Source organism: Streptomyces sp. NPDC052910, assembly GCF_055585605.1.
This window is the reverse complement of sequence record NZ_JBVJJR010000008.1, coordinates 15327-30700: the sequence shown is the minus strand read 5'-3', so window position 1 is coordinate 30700 and position 15374 is coordinate 15327. Positions and strand designations below refer to the sequence as shown.

At 74.8% G+C, this 15374-nt stretch carries 13 protein-coding genes; 2 read left to right on the top strand and 11 right to left on the bottom strand.

The window, feature by feature from the left end:
• The first annotated feature begins 26 nt into the window (after window positions 1-26).
• On the top strand, window positions 27-638 hold the full coding sequence (locus ACZ6X9_RS25845) for a GNAT family N-acetyltransferase (RefSeq protein ID WP_469780394.1): 612 nt from the start codon (window positions 27-29) through the stop codon (window positions 636-638).
• Here ACZ6X9_RS25845 and ACZ6X9_RS25840 read toward each other — a convergent pair.
• Genes ACZ6X9_RS25840 through ACZ6X9_RS25825 form a run of 4 tightly spaced genes read right to left on the bottom strand, consistent with a single transcriptional unit; the run spans window position 614 to window position 4806 of the window.
• Window positions 614-1426 carry a nucleoside 2-deoxyribosyltransferase domain-containing protein gene (locus ACZ6X9_RS25840; protein ID WP_469780393.1) on the bottom strand — a complete coding sequence of 271 codons (813 nt, stop codon included), beginning with the start codon at window positions 1424-1426 and terminating at the stop codon, window positions 614-616. The two genes, ACZ6X9_RS25845 and ACZ6X9_RS25840, sit on opposite strands and share 25 nt — an antisense overlap.
• Window positions 1416-2255, bottom strand: coding sequence for an alpha/beta fold hydrolase (locus ACZ6X9_RS25835; RefSeq protein ID WP_469780392.1), 840 nt, complete (start codon window positions 2253-2255; stop codon window positions 1416-1418). The genes ACZ6X9_RS25840 and ACZ6X9_RS25835 overlap by 11 nt, the downstream gene beginning before the upstream one ends.
• Window positions 2252-3295, bottom strand: a complete 1044-nt coding sequence (locus ACZ6X9_RS25830; RefSeq protein ID WP_469780391.1) for a macrolide 2'-phosphotransferase — start codon at window positions 3293-3295, stop codon at window positions 2252-2254. The genes ACZ6X9_RS25835 and ACZ6X9_RS25830 overlap by 4 nt, the downstream gene beginning before the upstream one ends.
• Window positions 3292-4806 (bottom strand): AMP-binding protein, encoded by a 1515-nt coding sequence (locus ACZ6X9_RS25825; RefSeq protein WP_469780390.1) that lies wholly within the window; start codon window positions 4804-4806, stop codon window positions 3292-3294. Before ACZ6X9_RS25825 ends, ACZ6X9_RS25830 begins: the two co-directional genes overlap by 4 nt.
• A gap of 34 nt (window positions 4807-4840) precedes the next feature.
• Between ACZ6X9_RS25825 and ACZ6X9_RS25820 the strand changes: the two genes are divergently transcribed.
• Window positions 4841-6484, top strand: a complete 1644-nt coding sequence (locus ACZ6X9_RS25820) for a CocE/NonD family hydrolase (protein WP_469780389.1) — start codon at window positions 4841-4843, stop codon at window positions 6482-6484.
• On the opposite strand, the gene ACZ6X9_RS25815 is transcribed toward ACZ6X9_RS25820, so the two are convergent.
• The 7 genes from ACZ6X9_RS25815 to ACZ6X9_RS25785 form a co-directional block, all read right to left on the bottom strand.
• Complete coding sequence (locus tag ACZ6X9_RS25815) at window positions 6449-7543, bottom strand: glycosyltransferase family 2 protein (RefSeq protein ID WP_469780388.1); 1095 nt, start codon at window positions 7541-7543, stop codon at window positions 6449-6451. The genes ACZ6X9_RS25820 and ACZ6X9_RS25815 overlap by 36 nt on opposite strands.
• Before the next feature lie 104 nt (window positions 7544-7647).
• Window positions 7648-8880 (bottom strand): ATP-grasp domain-containing protein, encoded by a 1233-nt coding sequence (locus ACZ6X9_RS25810; protein ID WP_469780387.1) that lies wholly within the window; start codon window positions 8878-8880, stop codon window positions 7648-7650.
• Window positions 8873-9577 (bottom strand): PIG-L deacetylase family protein, encoded by a 705-nt coding sequence (locus ACZ6X9_RS25805; RefSeq protein ID WP_469780386.1) that lies wholly within the window; start codon window positions 9575-9577, stop codon window positions 8873-8875. Before ACZ6X9_RS25805 ends, ACZ6X9_RS25810 begins: the two co-directional genes overlap by 8 nt.
• Window positions 9574-11595 (bottom strand): NAD-dependent epimerase/dehydratase family protein, encoded by a 2022-nt coding sequence (locus tag ACZ6X9_RS25800; RefSeq protein WP_469780385.1) that lies wholly within the window; start codon window positions 11593-11595, stop codon window positions 9574-9576. Before ACZ6X9_RS25800 ends, ACZ6X9_RS25805 begins: the two co-directional genes overlap by 4 nt.
• A 72-nt stretch (window positions 11596-11667) precedes the next feature.
• On the bottom strand, window positions 11668-12402 hold the full coding sequence (locus tag ACZ6X9_RS25795; protein WP_469780384.1) for a hypothetical protein: 735 nt from the start codon (window positions 12400-12402) through the stop codon (window positions 11668-11670).
• A gap of 6 nt (window positions 12403-12408) precedes the next feature.
• Complete coding sequence (gene vioC / locus ACZ6X9_RS25790) at window positions 12409-13443, bottom strand: arginine beta-hydroxylase, Fe(II)/alpha-ketoglutarate-dependent (protein WP_469780383.1); 1035 nt, start codon at window positions 13441-13443, stop codon at window positions 12409-12411.
• A 119-nt stretch (window positions 13444-13562) separates the two neighbouring features.
• Window positions 13563-15374: an amino acid adenylation domain-containing protein gene (locus ACZ6X9_RS25785; protein ID WP_469780382.1), complete on the bottom strand. Its 1812-nt coding sequence runs from the start codon at window positions 15372-15374 to the stop codon at window positions 13563-13565.

Here is a 15374-nt window from a genome sequence, read left to right as displayed (position 1 = left end):
GCCGTCACAGCCTTAGCGTCTGCGGTATGACGACTTCTGACGACACGACGTACGAAATCCGCATCGCCCGTCCCGAGGACACCGAGGCCATCGAGGGCCTCGACGGCTCCTTCACCACCGACACCATCTTCGAAGTCACCGTTTCCGAGGACGGGTTCGCGCTGCGCGAGGTGCCCGTGGACCCGCCGCTGACCAAGGTCTTCCCCGACGACGAACCCGACGACGAGAACGACGAGAACGGCGGGAACGACGAGAACGACCAGGACGGGACGGACGGCGAGGACGGTGACGCGTCCGGCAGCCGCACCTTCGTCGCCGTCGGCCCCGGCGGTGAGCCGGCGGGTTTCGTCGCCGTCTCCTACTCCTCGTGGAACCGCCGGCTCACCATCGAGGACATCGAGATCGGCCCCGGTCACCGCGGCCGGGGTCTCGGCCGCGCGCTGATGGGGCACGCCGTGGAGTTCGCCCGGGAGTGCGGTGCCGGGCACATCTGGCTGGAGGTCACGAACGTCAACGCCCCGGCGATCCATGCCTACCGGCGCATGGGGTTCGCCTTCTGCGGGCTGGACACCACCCTGTACGACGGCACCGCGTCCCACGGTGAGCAGGCGCTCTACATGAGCATGCCCTGCCCCTGAGCCGACAGCAGGCGGCCGACGGCGGGGTCCGAGCCGTCGGCCGGTGCGACCGTCACCGTCAGCAGCCAGGCCGCGTCCCCCGCGTCCCCCTCGGGGGCCGCGGCCGGCGCGTACCACTCCACCCGCGCGTCCAGCAGCCGGTCGCCGGCCGCCCGGCGGCCGGCGTACCAGCCCCGGAACGCCGCCGACCGCCACACCGTGAGGGGCACCGACCTCTCGCCGCCCGTGCGGCGGGAGCCCGGTCCGGCCAGGCGCAGGGCCGCGTCCGCCGCCCCGGCGAGCGTGTGCTCCACCGGCACCCCCAGGGCGCCGGCGAAGTGCAGCAAATACGCCATCCGTTCGGCCTCCGGCGGCGTGCCGAGCACCGCCCGGCCCGAGTCGCACCAGGCGCCCCACTTGATGTTGGAGACCAGCCCGGGCAGCCGGGTCATGTCCCGGGGGATCCAGAACAGGATGACGTCGGAACGGCGCATCGTCTCCTCCTCCCAGGCGATCTGGTCCGCGTACGCCGGGTAGGAGCCGCCGGCGGCCGGCTCGGGCAGGAACACCGCAAGCCGTCCCGCGCCGGTCCACGCCGCGCGCAGGGCGGCGACGGCCTCGGGGCGCCACGAGGGCTCCGCCGGGTCGGTGGGGGTCGGGCCGCACAGGTACACGGCCGCCGACCAGTCCTCCGGTAACTCCTGGCCGACGTACACGACATGGACGCCGGTCGCCCCGGAGGCGTCGGGGGGGCCGGCGGCCTCGGCGGTCCGGCGTTCGGCGGGGGTGGTGAGGGACTCAGCGGACACGGGGCGCTCCGGGATCGGTCGGGGAGAGGGGCGGGGAGAGGGTGGCGAGGAAGTCCAGCAGGACGGAGTTGAACGCTTCGGGCCGTTCCAGGAAGCCCAGGTGGCCGGTGTCCGGGAGCTGCTCGTAGCGCGCGCCGGGGATCGCCTCCGCCAGCTCGCGGCCCAGCGGGGCGGGTGCCAGCACGTCGTCGGCGAAGCCCACCACCAGCACGGGCGTGGTGATCCGGGCGTGGTCGGCCGGCCGGAGACGGGCCGGCGGCAGCGGGCGGTGGGCGGTGGAGGTGTCGGTGAACGCGGCCAGTTCGAACAAGTCGAGCCATTCCGCCGCCGCGCCCTCGTCGGCCAGGGTCCTGGGGGAGAGGTTCTGCGTCAGGCGCACGAACGCCTCGTACTCCGGAGGCAGTCGGGTGCCGGCGGCGGCGTACGCGGCCTCCGCCCGGGCCATCGCCTCGCCGACCGGGTCGGGCCGGCCCCGGGTCGCGGCCAGTACCGCGCCGGTCACCAGGTGCGGATCGGTCAGGAGCAGCTCCTGGACGGCGAGGGCCCCGAGGGAGTGACCGACCAGCGGGCAAGGGGGCAGGTCCAGCGCGGTGACGAGATCCCGTACGCGGGCGGCGAGTTCGGTGACACCACCGGTCCCGGCCGGGTCGTGGTCGAAGGTGATCGCCTGCCGGCCCGCCGCGGTCAGCGCCGGCACCTGGTGGTGTTCCCAGATCCGGCCGGTGCCGCCCGAGCCCGCGACCAGCACCACCGGTTCGCCCGCGCCGTGCACGGTGTACGCCGGCCGCCCGGCGCGGGCCCGGTCCGTCCCGTCCGCCGGGCCCCTCATGACGCGATCCTGCTCATCGCCGTCTCCACCCACGCCGGGCGCCCGGTGTCCAGGCCGCGCAGCGCCACGTGGACCCAGAGGAAGGACCCCCGGGCCAGGATGTGGTCCCGCATGCCGGCGCGGACCTCGCCGCCCGCCGCCCGGTAGGCGTCCAGCAGCCCGTCGAGCACGCCTTGCCCTCCGGCGTAGAGCATGTCGACGAAGTCGGCGGCGGGATCCCCGATGTCCGCGTTCGCCCAGTCCAGCAGCCCCGACAGGACCGGCGGGCCGGACGGCGGGCGCTCCACCAGGGTGTGGCCCGGGTGCACGTCCCCGTGGACGAGCACCAGGCGGTCCGGCCACAGTCGGTCGGCGTCCAGCCACTCCTGCCAGCGCCGCAGCCGGGCGGCGGGCAGCCCCAGCTCGGTACGGGCCCGCGCCAGCTTGTCCGCGATCCGGGTGCGGACGGCCTCCGGACCCGCCGGAGGCCCGCCCGGCAGTTCCCGGGTGCCGTCCGGCGGTGTGGAGTGCACCGCCACCAGGGACCGGGCGAGCGGCTCCAGGTAGCGGTCCGGGTGGGCCAGCGGGTCCGTCGACCAGCCGTAGACCAGGGTGTCCGGGTCCTCGCTGCCCGCCGGCTCGCCGGGAAGGCGGGGGTAGGCGACCAGGCCGGGGGTGTGCAGCCGCCAGTCGGGCACCGGCACCGGGACCCGGTCGCGGACGGCGGCCAGGACGGCGCCCTCCACGGCCAGTCGGTCCGCGGCCTCGGGCCGGCGCGGCTGCCGGAGGATCCAGGGCGTGCCGTCGGCGGCCCGGATGTGGGTGACCCGGAAGTCCCAGCCGCTGTCGTCGGCCCGCGCGGACGCCGGGTCGAGCGCCACGCCCAACTCCCGCGAGGCGTAGGCGGCCAGCTCCTCGACTCCCGGGGCCCCACGGACCCCGAAGTCCTCCGAAACCTGGGAATCCTCCGAGACCTGAGAGTCCTCCAGGACCTGGGAGTCTCCGGAGACCCGGGTGTTCCCGGAGACCCGGGAGCTTTCGGAGGATGCCGTCGCGCTCATCGGCCCGCCCCCACTGTGCCCAGGCGGCGGTCACGGGTCGCGTTCCGGTCGACCTTGCCGGTGTGGGTCCGCTCCAGCGCGTCGACGGGCAGGATCAGGCTCGGCACCAGGTGCGGCGGCGCCGTCCGGGACAGACGCTCGCGGATGCCCGCCGCGACCTCGTCGGGCGCGCGGTCCGGCAGCGGCACGAAGAACGCGGCCAGCGTGCCGGTCCCGTCCCGCTCCACCCTCGCGGCCGCGACCGCCGCCACCCCGTCGCACCGCCCGGCCAGCGCCTCCACGTCGAGCAGGTCCACCCGGAAGCCCCGGATCTTCACCTGGTGGTCCGAGCGGCCCCGGAACACCAGGACGCCGCCGTCCGCCTCGCCGACCAGGTCCCCGGTGCGGTACCAGCGGACGCCGTCCCGTTCCGTGAAACGGGCCGCCGTCGCCTCGGGGGCGTCGTGGTAGCCGAGGGCCAGCCCCGGGCCGGAGACGTGCAGTTCACCCGATTCGTCGAGCCACTGCCCGACGTGCGGCAGCGGGAGCCCGATGGGCAGGTCCCCGCCCGTCTCCGGCAGTGCGGGCGCGCCCGGCCCGGCCAGTTGGATCGCGTGGGTGACCAGGGCCGTCTCCGTGGAACCGTAGGTGTTGAGCAGCCGGACGCCGTCGCAGCCCAGCAGCCGCCAGCGCTCCAGCATGTCGGCGCGGACCGCCTCCCCGCCGATGACCACGGTGCGCAGCGACTCCGGGAGCCGGGCGCCCTGGTGCAGCAGGTCCCCCGTCAGGTCGTTCCAGAACCCGGTCGGCAGCACCGCGACGGAGACCTGCTGGTCCTCCGCCACCCGCGCGAATCCCTCCCGCGCCGCGTCGTCGACGACGAGCGTGGCACCACCGGTCAGGGCCGGGAGGACCTCCTCCAGGCTGGTGTCGCCGCCGGCGCCGTGGAAGTGCAGGACGTACTCGTCAGGGCCGGTGCCGTAGAGGGTGCGCAGCCGCGGCACGACGGCGTCCAGTGCCCGGTGCGGGACCACGACCCCCTTGGGCTCGCCGGTGGAGCCCGAGGTGAACAGCATGTACGCGGGGTCCTCGGGCCGCCCGCCGGGCACCGGGGGCGCGGCGGCCGGCGCGGGCGCCGCCGGGCCGGTGGCCCAGCGCGGCCGGATCACCGTCTCCACGGGCGGCTGCCAGCCGGTCTCGGCGGTCGCCACGGCCTCTCGGCAGCCGGCCCGCGCCAGGATCGTCTCCAGCCGGGCCTCCGGATGGTCGGCCTCCAGGGGCACGTACGCCCGTCCGGCCGCCAGCACCCCGAGGATCGCCGCCACGTCACGGGCCGAGTGGTGTACGACGACGCCCACGGGCGGCTGGGCGTCCGCGGTGCGCGGTGCGACGGCGCCGGCCACCGCCAGTGCCCAGGCGGCGAGATTGCCGTAGGTGACGACGAGTCCGTTGTCGACCACGGCCGGCCGTGACGGATCGTCGCGTGCCGTCCCGAAGAACGGTTCCAGATAAGAGACTGTCGCGGACTGCATTGTGAAGTTCCTTGTTCTGGTGGAATATTGCCGGGTGGATATCGCTGTGGAACACGACCTGAAAATACCCATGCGGGACGGCCGGTTATCGAGTGCCGATCTCTACCGCCCGGATACCGGCGGAGCGGTGCCGGTGCTCATCCGGCGGACGCCCTACGGGAAATCGGGGAATCCCGGCGGGGCCTCCGTCGACGGCCTGCGGTTGGTGCGTTCGGGATACGCCCTGCTGGTGCAGGACGTCCGCGGCCGGTTCGGCTCCGACGGTACGTTCGACCCGTACTGGAACGAGGCGCGGGACGGCGCGGACACCGTCGCCTGGGCGGTCGCGCAGCCGTGGTGCGACGGTTCGGCGGGCATGTTCGGCCGCTCCTACGAGGCCATGGCCGCGCTGCTCGCGGCCGCCGAGCGGCCGCCCGGCCTGGCCGCCGTCGCCTCCCACATGGGCGGATCCGGGTTCGACGAGGGGTGGACCCGCCAGGGCGGCGCCTTCCAGACGGGCTTCGTCCTCTACTGGGTGCTGTACGACCTCCTGCTCGACGGGGCGGGGCTCACCGGACCCGAACGCGCCGAGGTGGCGGAAGCGGTCGACCGGATCGACGAGCTGTACCGGGACCCGGAGGCCGCCACGGACCTCTTGGACCGGCTGGCGCCCTATTACCGGGAATGGCGTGAACATCCCACCGGCCACCCGTACTGGAAGCGCGCCGCACCCCGCGAGTCCTATCCCGACGTGAACATTCCCGTGCTGAATCTGACGGGCTGGTACGACATATTTCTCGCGGGGGCCCTGGAAAACCACCGTGGATTCCGGGAGCACGGTACGGAGACGTCCTTGGTGGTCGGCCCCTGGTCCCATTGCGTCACCGGCGGCATATTCCCCCAGCGCCGCTACGGGCTGGCCGCCGACGAACAGCGGCTCGACGTCACCGGCCTGCACCTCGACCACTTCGACCGCCATCTGCGGGGGCGGGGGCGGCGGGACGGCGGGGCGCCCGGCCGGGTACGGCTCTTCGTCACCGGCGCCGACGAGTGGCGCGCCTTCCCCGACTGGCCGGTCCCCGGCACCGAGGAGTACGTCCTCCACCTGGACGGCCGCCGTCTCGTGCCCGGCCCCGCCCCGGCGGCCCCCGGCAGCGACCGGATCCGCCACGACCCCGCCGATCCGGTACCCACCACGGGCGGGGCCACCGCCCTGCCCGGCCAGTTCACCGGCGGCGACTGCGGCCCGCTCGACCAGCGGGAGGTGGAACGGCGCGACGACGTGCTGTGCTTCACCGGTGCCCTGCTCGCCGAGCCGCTGACCGTGGTCGGCGACGTCACCCTGACGGTGTTCGTCACCCCCGACGCCGCGGGCGCCGACGTGACCGGCAAGCTCGTCGACGTATGGCCGGACGGCCGGGCGGAACTGCTGTGCGACGGCGTCCGCCGGCTGGAACCGGCGGACACCGCGGCGGACGGCGGGCCCGCCACCGGGGTGTCCGGGGAGCCGGCCGAGGTCACCGTCCGGCTCGGCGCGACCGGCCATGTGTTCCGCGCCGGTCACCGGGTCCGCCTGGAGATCGCGGCGAGCAACGCGCCGCGCTTCGACGTCCATCCCCCGGTGGTCGCGCACCACACGGTCCACCACGGCGGCGGGCACCCCTCACGCCTGCGGCTGCCGCGCCTGGCCGGCGACTGAGCCGGCCACTGGGCCGACGGCCGGGCCGGCGGCGTCCGTGTCGTGGAAGACCGACAGGTCGGCCACCTTCTCGATCCGCCGGCCCGCCTCCCAGTGCGCCCGGCGCAGCCGCCGCGTCTGGGCCCTGGTGAGGCGGGTGCTGTGCTGCGGGATCGACCGCACCATCCGGGCCCGCTTGGCCGAGGCCGGGTAGCGGTCCCGCACCCGGTACGGGTCGTTGAGCAGGTGGTGGACGGTTCCCGTGTGGAAGGCGGCCTTCAGCAGCGCGTAGTAGGCCGCCGCGCCCACGCCCTTGTCGCGGGCGCAGTGCACCAGGGTCCTGGACGCCTCGAACAGCCGCCAGACCACCGGCACCGCCGGGGTGGTGAACACGCCCGTCTCCTGGGCGATGCCCTCGCCCACGCCGTAGCGGAAATAGCTGCGCATGTTCGCGAAGCCGTGCTGGGCGTCGTGGAAGATCCGGGCCTCGGGCAGGTACACCACCGGGATGCCCGCCAACTGGAGCCGGAAGTCGAACTCCCGGTCCTCGCACCAGTGGATGAGCTCGTCGAAGTGGTAGCCGCCGATGTGGTCGACGATCGCGCGGTTGTAGATCAGCGGCGGGGACAGCGCGCTGATGTAGTCGCCTTCGTCGAACTCCCGTACCCGGGCGGTCAGCCTGCTGAGCAGGCCCTCCGACTCCCCGTACACCACCTGCCCCTTGACCACCGGGGCGGTCAGGACGGCGCGGACCATGGCCCGGACCACGCCCGGGGCGAAGGTGCAGTCGGAGTCCATCAGCAGCAGGTACTGCCGGTCGGTGGCGGCGGCCCCCGCGTTGTAGGCCGCGCCCAGGTTGCCGACGTCCTCGATCTCGGTGACGGTCAGCGGCCGCGGGTGCTCCTCGATCAGCTTCAGGATCGCCTTGCTGGGGCCGTTGAGCGCCAGGACGATCTCGACGTCCTCGTCGATCGAGTCGATGCAGTCCGCGATCCGCAGGTCGTCGCGCAGCGCGATGACCACGGCGGTCCGGGCGATGCCCTTGTCGACCGCGGCCTCGTCCACCGGGTCGGTGGCCATCCGTTCTCCCTCGTGTCGGTTGTCTCCGTGCGATGTGCGGGCTCCGCGCGGGCCGGCGGCGGCCCACGTGGAACCGCCGCCGGCCCGCGGCGCCTGCGGGGCCGTCATCCGGTCGCGGCCTTGAACCGCAGCGGCAGCGTGCGCAGGGTGCGCTCGGCGATCGCCTCCGCCTCGTCGGGCTCCTCGGCGTACGCGATCACCCCCGCCAGGACGTCGGCCCCGCCGCGGTAGGGCGGCACCACCGTGCCGGGCGCCAGTTCCATGCCCCAGAACACGTCGTGCACCCCGGCCCGGCGGACGGCGTCGCGCGGGTCGCCGGCCCACTCCACGACCCCGCCGTTGGCCGGGAGGAACCTCTGGACCACCGCGCGGTCGCGTACCGGCTCCAGCTCGGTGAGGTCCAGGGGCCGGCCGAGCGCCAGGCGGACCACGTTGGGCAGTGGGTCCACTCCGGTGGCCAGCCGCATCACCTCGGTGGCGATCCGGGCGCCGGTGATCCGGCAGGTGATCTCCAGCAGCACCACCCGGCCGTCGTGGGTGCACAGGATGTCGGTGTTGATCACCGCCGGGTCCAGGCGCAGGGCCCGCGCCCCGCGCCGCACGACGTCGGTGATCTCCTCGATCCGCTCCGCGGAGAGCCGGCTGGGCAGGGTGTCGCCGCCCTCGAAGAAGTACGGGGCGAACTCCTCCTTGCGCCCGTACTCCCGGTCGGCGAACCCGAACCGGTGCAGCTCGCCGTCGGCCATGAAGGCCGCCAGCGTGTGCTCGGTGCCCCGCAGGAACTCCTCGACGACGATCCGGCCGCCGGGGCTGAGCCGCAGCGCCTCGGCGGCGACCCCGGGCACCTGCTCGGCCGACTCCACCTTCATCACGCCGAGCGACCCGGTCTGGTCGCTGGGTTTGATCACGGCCGGCAGGCCGGTCACGGCGACCGCCCGCACGGCCTCCTCGACCGTCCCGGCGGTCGCGAAGCGGGGCAGGTCCAGCCCCGCCTCGCGCAGGATCGCGAGCCGCCGGTCCTTGAGCGTGCAGTCGAGTGCCGTCTCCACGGGCAGACCGGGGCAGCCGAACCGGTGCGCGAGCGCGCTGATCACCGGCGGGTTGTCCGCGCCCAGCGAGAACACCCCGTCCACCCGGTCGATGCCGGCCGCCGCCAGCTCCGCGAGGACCGCCCCGGCGTCGCCCGGGTCGCAGACCAGCAGGACGTCCGCGGCCGCCCGCGCCCGCTCGGTGGGCGTGTCGGTGACGACCACCAGCTCCAGCCGGGACGAGTGCAGTTCGGCCAGCGAACGGTCCATGCCGGAGCCGAGCCCGCAGACCAGGAGCCGGTCAGTCACGGCCGGCTCCCGGTCCGCCGGCGGCCGGCGCGGGGCGCAGGCTCAGCACCTGGAACACCTCCGCGTGGCCCGAGCCCGAGGTCACCGCGCCCCGGTAGCGGGCCAGCCCCCGGATGCCCTCGTCCCAGGCGGCGTGCCGCAACTGGGAGACGTACGCGCGCATCGCCTCGACCTTGGTCTCGATCTGCTCGCCGATGTCCTCGGCGTACTGGAACCGGGCCATCGGCGCCCACACCTCGTACCCGAGCACCAGCCGCGGTGCGGGCATCGGCGGCCCGCCCGCCTCCTGGAAGAACTCCGACTGCGCCATCCAGAGGGCCTCGGTGGTCAGTTGGTGCACCATGCGGTGCTCGACGTCGTCGTCGTTGTCGTGGGGCAGGTAGACCACCTGCGGCCGCACCTCGCGCAGTACCCGTACGAGGTCCAGGTGGACCCGGCGGGAGAGCGTGAAGTCCCGGGAGGGCTCGTCGAAGCGGACGCAGCGGTGCACGCCCAGCGTCTTCGCGGCGGCCTCGGTCTCGGCGGCGAACTCGGCGTCGGTGACCGCGTCGTCGAGGGCGCTGCGCTCCCGGCCGATGACGATGACCACCGTCACGCGGGCGCCCTCGCGGACGTGTTTCGCGAGGGAACCGCCGCAGCCGATGACGTCGTCGTCGGGGTGCGGCGCGACCACCAGCACATCGGTGACCCCGGTCATGCGCCGGCCTCCGGCGCCTGCCGCGCCCAGTCGGCCCACTGCCCGGTCACCGCGATGCCCTCCGCGAAGGGGGTGCGCGCGGTGAAGCCGAGCACGTTCCCGGCCTTGTCGTAGCGGGCGCGGGCGGTCGAGCGGTACAGCTCCAGCTCCCAGTCCGGCACCGGCTCCGCGCCGGGCTCGGCCGTGACCTCGCCGATGCCGCGCAGGGAGCGGATCGCGTCGAAGAACGTGCCCCAGTTGAGTGCCTCGTCGTGGCCGACGAGGAAGCGCTCGTCGGCGGCCTCCCCGGTCCCGATGGCCAGGAGCACCGCGTCCGCCAGGTCGTCGACGTACACGGCGTTGCACACGCCGCCGCCCTCGCCCGTCGGCAGCGCGGCGAAGTCGCTTTCCGGGCGCTGCAGTTGGGCCGTGGTCCACTGGCCGCCCCACGGCCCGTAGACCACGCCCGGCTGGATCACGACGGTCTCCAGGCCGTCGCCGTCGGCGTCGAGGACCAGCTTCTCCGCGGCCAGCTTCTGCTGCTCGTACTCGCGGTCGGCGGGGTCGGCCGGGCGGGCCGGCGACTCCTCGGTCAGCTCGCCGGCGACGGCCGGGTCGTAGACGTCGACGGTGCTCAGGTGCACCACGCGCCGGACCCCGGCGGCGCGGGCGGCGGCCAGGACGTTGGCGGTGCCCTCGACGGAGGCCGCCCAGCGGTCGGCCTCCTCGCCGGCGCTGCCGAAGGCGCAGTGCACGACGGTGTCGCAGCCCTCGAAGGCCGCCCGCAGCGCGTCCGCGTCGAGCAGGTCGCCCCGGCGGAACTCCAGTCGGTCCTGGGGGAGTACGGACAGCCGCGCGACCCGGCCGAAGCCGCGGACCACCGGCCGGACGGCGGCCTCGGTCCCCAGGATCAACCGCTCGACGAGCCGGCCGCCGATGAACCCGCTCGCGCCGGTGACCGCGACGGTGCGGCCGGCGAGCGCGGGCAGGCCGTCGGTGCCGCGCGTGGTCCACGGCTGGACCGCCCGCTCGGGGGCGGGGCGGCCGTAGCACTCCCGGATCAGCTCGACGACGCGGACGCCGTCCTCCGGACCGGAGTGGACGGCGGCGGTGCCGCGGACGGCGGCCGCGAAGTTGGCGAGCTGCTCGGTGAAGAGCAGCTCCCACTCGCCCTGGGCCGGGGCCACCGCTTCCACGTCGCCGCGGTGCAGCTCCACGCCGTCCGCGGTGATCAGGGTGCACTCCCCGGCCGGGAAGTCGGTGCCGATGGTGACGGTCGCCCGGGTGCCCGTGACCGTGCAGGAGATGCCGAGGTCGCGCACCCGGCTGAAGGAGCAGCGCACGTCGACCGGGCCGAAGCGGAGGTGGGCGGTCGCGTCGGTCTCCACACCGCCCAGGGAGTCGTCCTCGTAGCGGACGACCGACACGTCGGGGCCCAGCCACCACAGCAGCGTGTCGAAGACGTGCGAGGCGGTGTCGGTGAGCACGCCGCCGCCGGCGAGCCGCCGGTCGAACATCGACCAGGAGACGGGCTCCCAGGCGTACGGGTGGCCCTCCGACCAGTCCACGCGCACGACCTCGCCGAGCTCGCCGCCCTCGATGAGCCGCTTGACCCAGGCGTAGGCGGGGAAGAGCCGGCGCGGGTGGGCCATCGCGAGGAGCGGCCCGGAGGGGTCGGCGGCGAGGGCAGCCAGGCGGCGGGCGTCCTCGACCGAGGTGGTCATCGGCTTCTCCAGCAGCACGTGCTTGCCGGCCGCGAGCAGCCCCTCGACGGTCTGTGCGTGCAGGGTGTGCGGGACGACGACCACGGCGGCGTCGAAGGCGTCGGCGGCCTCGGCCGGGTCGGTGGCGATCACCACCTCGTCGGCGCCGGTGCCGCCGAGTTCCCGGTACAGGTCGAGGGCGGCCCGGGCCTGGGCGGGGTCGCGGTCGACGAGCGCGGTGAGCTGCACGTCGCCCTTGAGCGGGGGCAGGGCGGGCAGGTGGCAGCCGCGGGCGGCGGCACCGCACCCGACGATGGCGAGGCGTACGGGAGGCATGGGCTTCTCCAGGGGATGAGCGGACGGGGGTGGTTCGGGGGAGCGGGCCGCGCGCGGTGGCACGCGGCCCGCTCACGGTGCGTGGTGGACCCAGACGTTGGGCTCGGCGTACGTCCCGTGGCCGTCCTCGGCGACGCTCAGCGGCACCAGGCCCCCGGGCAGGGGGTAGTCGCCCGGGCCGGGCAGCGGATGGCCGAGTACCCCTTCCCAGCGGGCGACCGGCTGACGGATCACCAGGGACCGGCGGGCAATGCCCAACTGCCGCGCGCCCAGGTCCAGATGCGTGCGCAGCCACGGGTCGAAGCGCCGGCCGTCGGAGCGGCGCCAGGCGGCGTACTCCTCGATCGGGATCAGCGGGTAGCGGGGTTTGCGGGTGGGCCGCACCGGGATGACGACGCCGCGTGGGCACTGCTCGGCGGCCAGGCGCCGGGCCTCGGTCAGCAGCCTTTCGGCGTGGCCGGCCGCCCGGTGCCCGGCGTCGACGGACACCGACAGCATGCACAGGGCGTCCGGACGGTCCGGCGGGCCGTTGTCCACGGCCTCCACCAGCACCTCGTCACTGCCGGACGGCAGGGACGCGGGGGTGCCGTCCCACCGGACCGGCAGCCCGTTGGCCGCCGCCACCAGCCGCCCGCCCTCGTCCACCAGGCACAACTGGTGGGCGGGGTAACGGTCGTACATGCCGTGCCAGCGCCAGTTGCCGGGGGACTCCCAGCTCATGAACTCGGGCATGTTGGCCCCGATCAGGGCGTCGACCGCGGGCAGCAGCCAGGGGTCCCGGGACAGGTCGGTGAGCGTGAGGGCCACCGGCGCTCAGCCCAGCAGCCGGGTCTCGGCGGTGGCCCGCATCTCCCGGGAACGCCGCAGGTCGGTCGTGACGCACACCCGCTTGAGCCAGCGGTCCGTGCCGTCGTAGCGGGCCTTGAACGGCAGCCGGCCGTGCACCGCCCGGTGGTTGTCGACGAACAGGACGTCGCCCTGGTCCGCGACGACCTCCCGCATCCCGGCGTCCACCACCTTGAACAGCGCGTCGTACGCGCGCCGGGCGTCGGGGTCGTCCTCGGGCACGGAGGTGAAGTACGGGTCGAGGCGCATGTACGGGTCCGTCCGCGAGCCGTAGAGCAGCGGGCAGAGCGGCCGCTCGTCGATCATCCGCTGGATGGTGGCGAACCGGGCCGCCTCCTCCTCGGACGCGATCGTATTGTTCTTCGGGAGGTGGGACTCGTCCGGCGCGATGTGGAAGCGCGGCTCGAAGAGCACGTCGACGTCCTCGGCGGACAGCGAGGACAGGTCCAGCTCGCCGACCGTGGTGGGCACGTGGTCGGGGTTGCGCAGCGCGCCGAGGATCAGGTAGTCGCTGCGGTAGGGGTGGAAGGCGTCCTCGGTGTGCCAGGTCAGCAGCTCCTTGCTGCCCATCCCGAGCTGGTCGTTCTCGTGCTTGCGGATCGGGAAGATGTCGTGCACGAGGTGGCCGTCCTGCTGGGTGGTCCAGCCGAACGGCTCGCCGAGCAGCGCGGAGTACAGCATCAGCAGGAGCTCCTCGGGGAACTCCGGGCCGGGCCGGGTGCGGCCGCGCCAGTGGTCGGGGGTGGGGCCGATGCGCCGCTGGTCGAAGTCGTGCCCGTGGATCACCGCGTGGCCGTGGCGGTCGGCCAGCTTGAACTCGCGCAGGAAGTGCTGCACGCCCAGCGGCAGCCGGGCCGCCAGCCCGGGAAGGTCCCGCAACAGTACGGGGTCGTCGAAGGACGGGTAGGCGGCGGCCAGTTCGAGGCTGAGCGCCGCGGTCGCGGCGGCCTCCTCGGGCGTCAGGGTGTAGTCGGACGGGGAAGGGTCGGTGAGGTTCGACATGCCAACTCTCGCTGAGTGGTCGGGGGTGATTGCTGCCCGCGGGCGGCCGGAGCCGGGCCGCGGGCCCTCGGGTGGTGCGGGGTGACGCCGTGCCCGGGCGGGGGTGCGCGTCGGTGGTGTCAGGGCCGGGCGGCCTCGCTCCGGGCGAGAGCCTCGGCCAGCAGCCGGGGGGTCGGACGGGTGAACAGGGCGCTCGCCCGCAGTCCCGCGGCGGCGGGGAAGGACTCGCGGAGCCGCGCGAGCAGGCGCATGGCGAGCAGGGACTGCCCGCCGTGGTCGAAGAAGCCGTCGTCGGGGCCGAGCGCCGGTGCGCGCAGGACCTCGCGGAACAGGCCCAGCACCGTGTGCAGCGGCTCGTCCGGATGCTCCTCCGGGGCGGCTTCCGGCGTCCCGGCCGGTTCCGCCCGTGCCGTGGCCGCCGTCCAGGCGGCCAGCAGGCGCTTGTCGATCTTCCCGTGCGGGTTCTTCGGCAGCACGGCCACCCGGTGGAGCACCCGGGGCACGGCCCAGTCGGGCAACTGCGCCTCCAGGGGCGCCACCAGCGCGTCCCGTTCCGCGCCGGTCAGGCGGACCGTCTCGCCGGGCGGCGGGGCGTGCCGCGGGTCGGACGGGACGGTGAACGCCCACAGCGCGGTGCCGGTCTCCGGGTCGGGGAAGACGACGGCCTGGCCGACGGACGGGGCCTCGCACAGCGCGCGCTCGACCCGGGCCGGCTCCAGCCGGTGGCCGCGGATCTTCACCTGGTCGTCGACCCGGCCGAGGAAGACCAACTGCCCGTCGGCGTCGATGCGCCCCAGGTCACCGGTCACGTACACGCGCGCCCCGGGGGCGGTGGCCGACGGGTCGGCGACGAACCGGCGGGCGGTGGCGGCCTCGTCGTCGAGGAAGCCGCGGGCCAGCAGCGGCCCGCCGATGTGGATCTCGCCGGTCTCGCCGTCCGGCACGGGCCGCCCGTCGCGCCGGACGCTGATCTCCACGTCCCGCAGCGGAGTGCCCAGCGGGACCTCCCGGGCGTCGGCCGGCAGCAGCCCGGTGTAGAAGGTCGAGCTGACGGTGCACTCGGTCAGCCCGTAGACGTGGGCGAGCCGGGCCGGCTGACGGCCCTGCCACGCGCGGTAGGGCCGCGGGTCCATCCGCTCGCCGCCGACCACCACCGTGCGCAGCCTCTCCGGGGTGGTCAGGCCGCCGGCGTCGAGCCAGCGGGCGTACTCCAGCCAGTACTGCGTGGACAGTTCCACGACGGTGGTCCCGGTGCGGGCCATCGTGGCGTGCAGCTCCTCGGCGTCCAGCGCCCGGGTGTCCGGCCGGCAGACCACGGCCGCCCCGGCGGCGAGGGCGGGGAAGACCTCCTCGATGAGGACGTCGAAGCCCAGCGAGGCCACCTGCAGCCAGCGGTCCGCGGCCGTCAGCTCCAGCCGTTCGGCGACGGCGGCCGCGAACCGGCGCAGCGCGTCCCGCTCGACGACCGTGCCCTTGGGCCGCCCGGTGGATCCGGAGGTGAACAGCACGTACGCCATGGCGCCGCCCCCGGCCCGGGCCGGGGGAACGGCGGCGCCGGCGTCCGCGGTGCCGTCCGGCACGTACGCCCCCTCGGGGGCGTGGCCGCCGTCACCGAGCCACACCACCGCCCCCGTGCGGCGCACCAGCGCGGCCCGCGCCGCGGCGGGCAGCCGGTCGTCGAGGACGGTGAACCCGGCCCCGGCCTTCAGCGCCGCGAGCATGCCCAGCACCGTGCGGCCGGCGTCGGGGAACGCGAGGCCCACCAACCGCTCCGGGCCCGCGCCGCGTCCGGCCAGGGAGCTCGCCCAGGCGTCGGTCAGGCGGTCCACGTCCCCGTAGCTCAGCACCCGGTCCGGGGTCACCAGCGCGGGGGCTTCGGTGTGCGCGCGGACGGAGTGGTCCCACAGGTCGAGCACGTCGGGTTCGGTCAC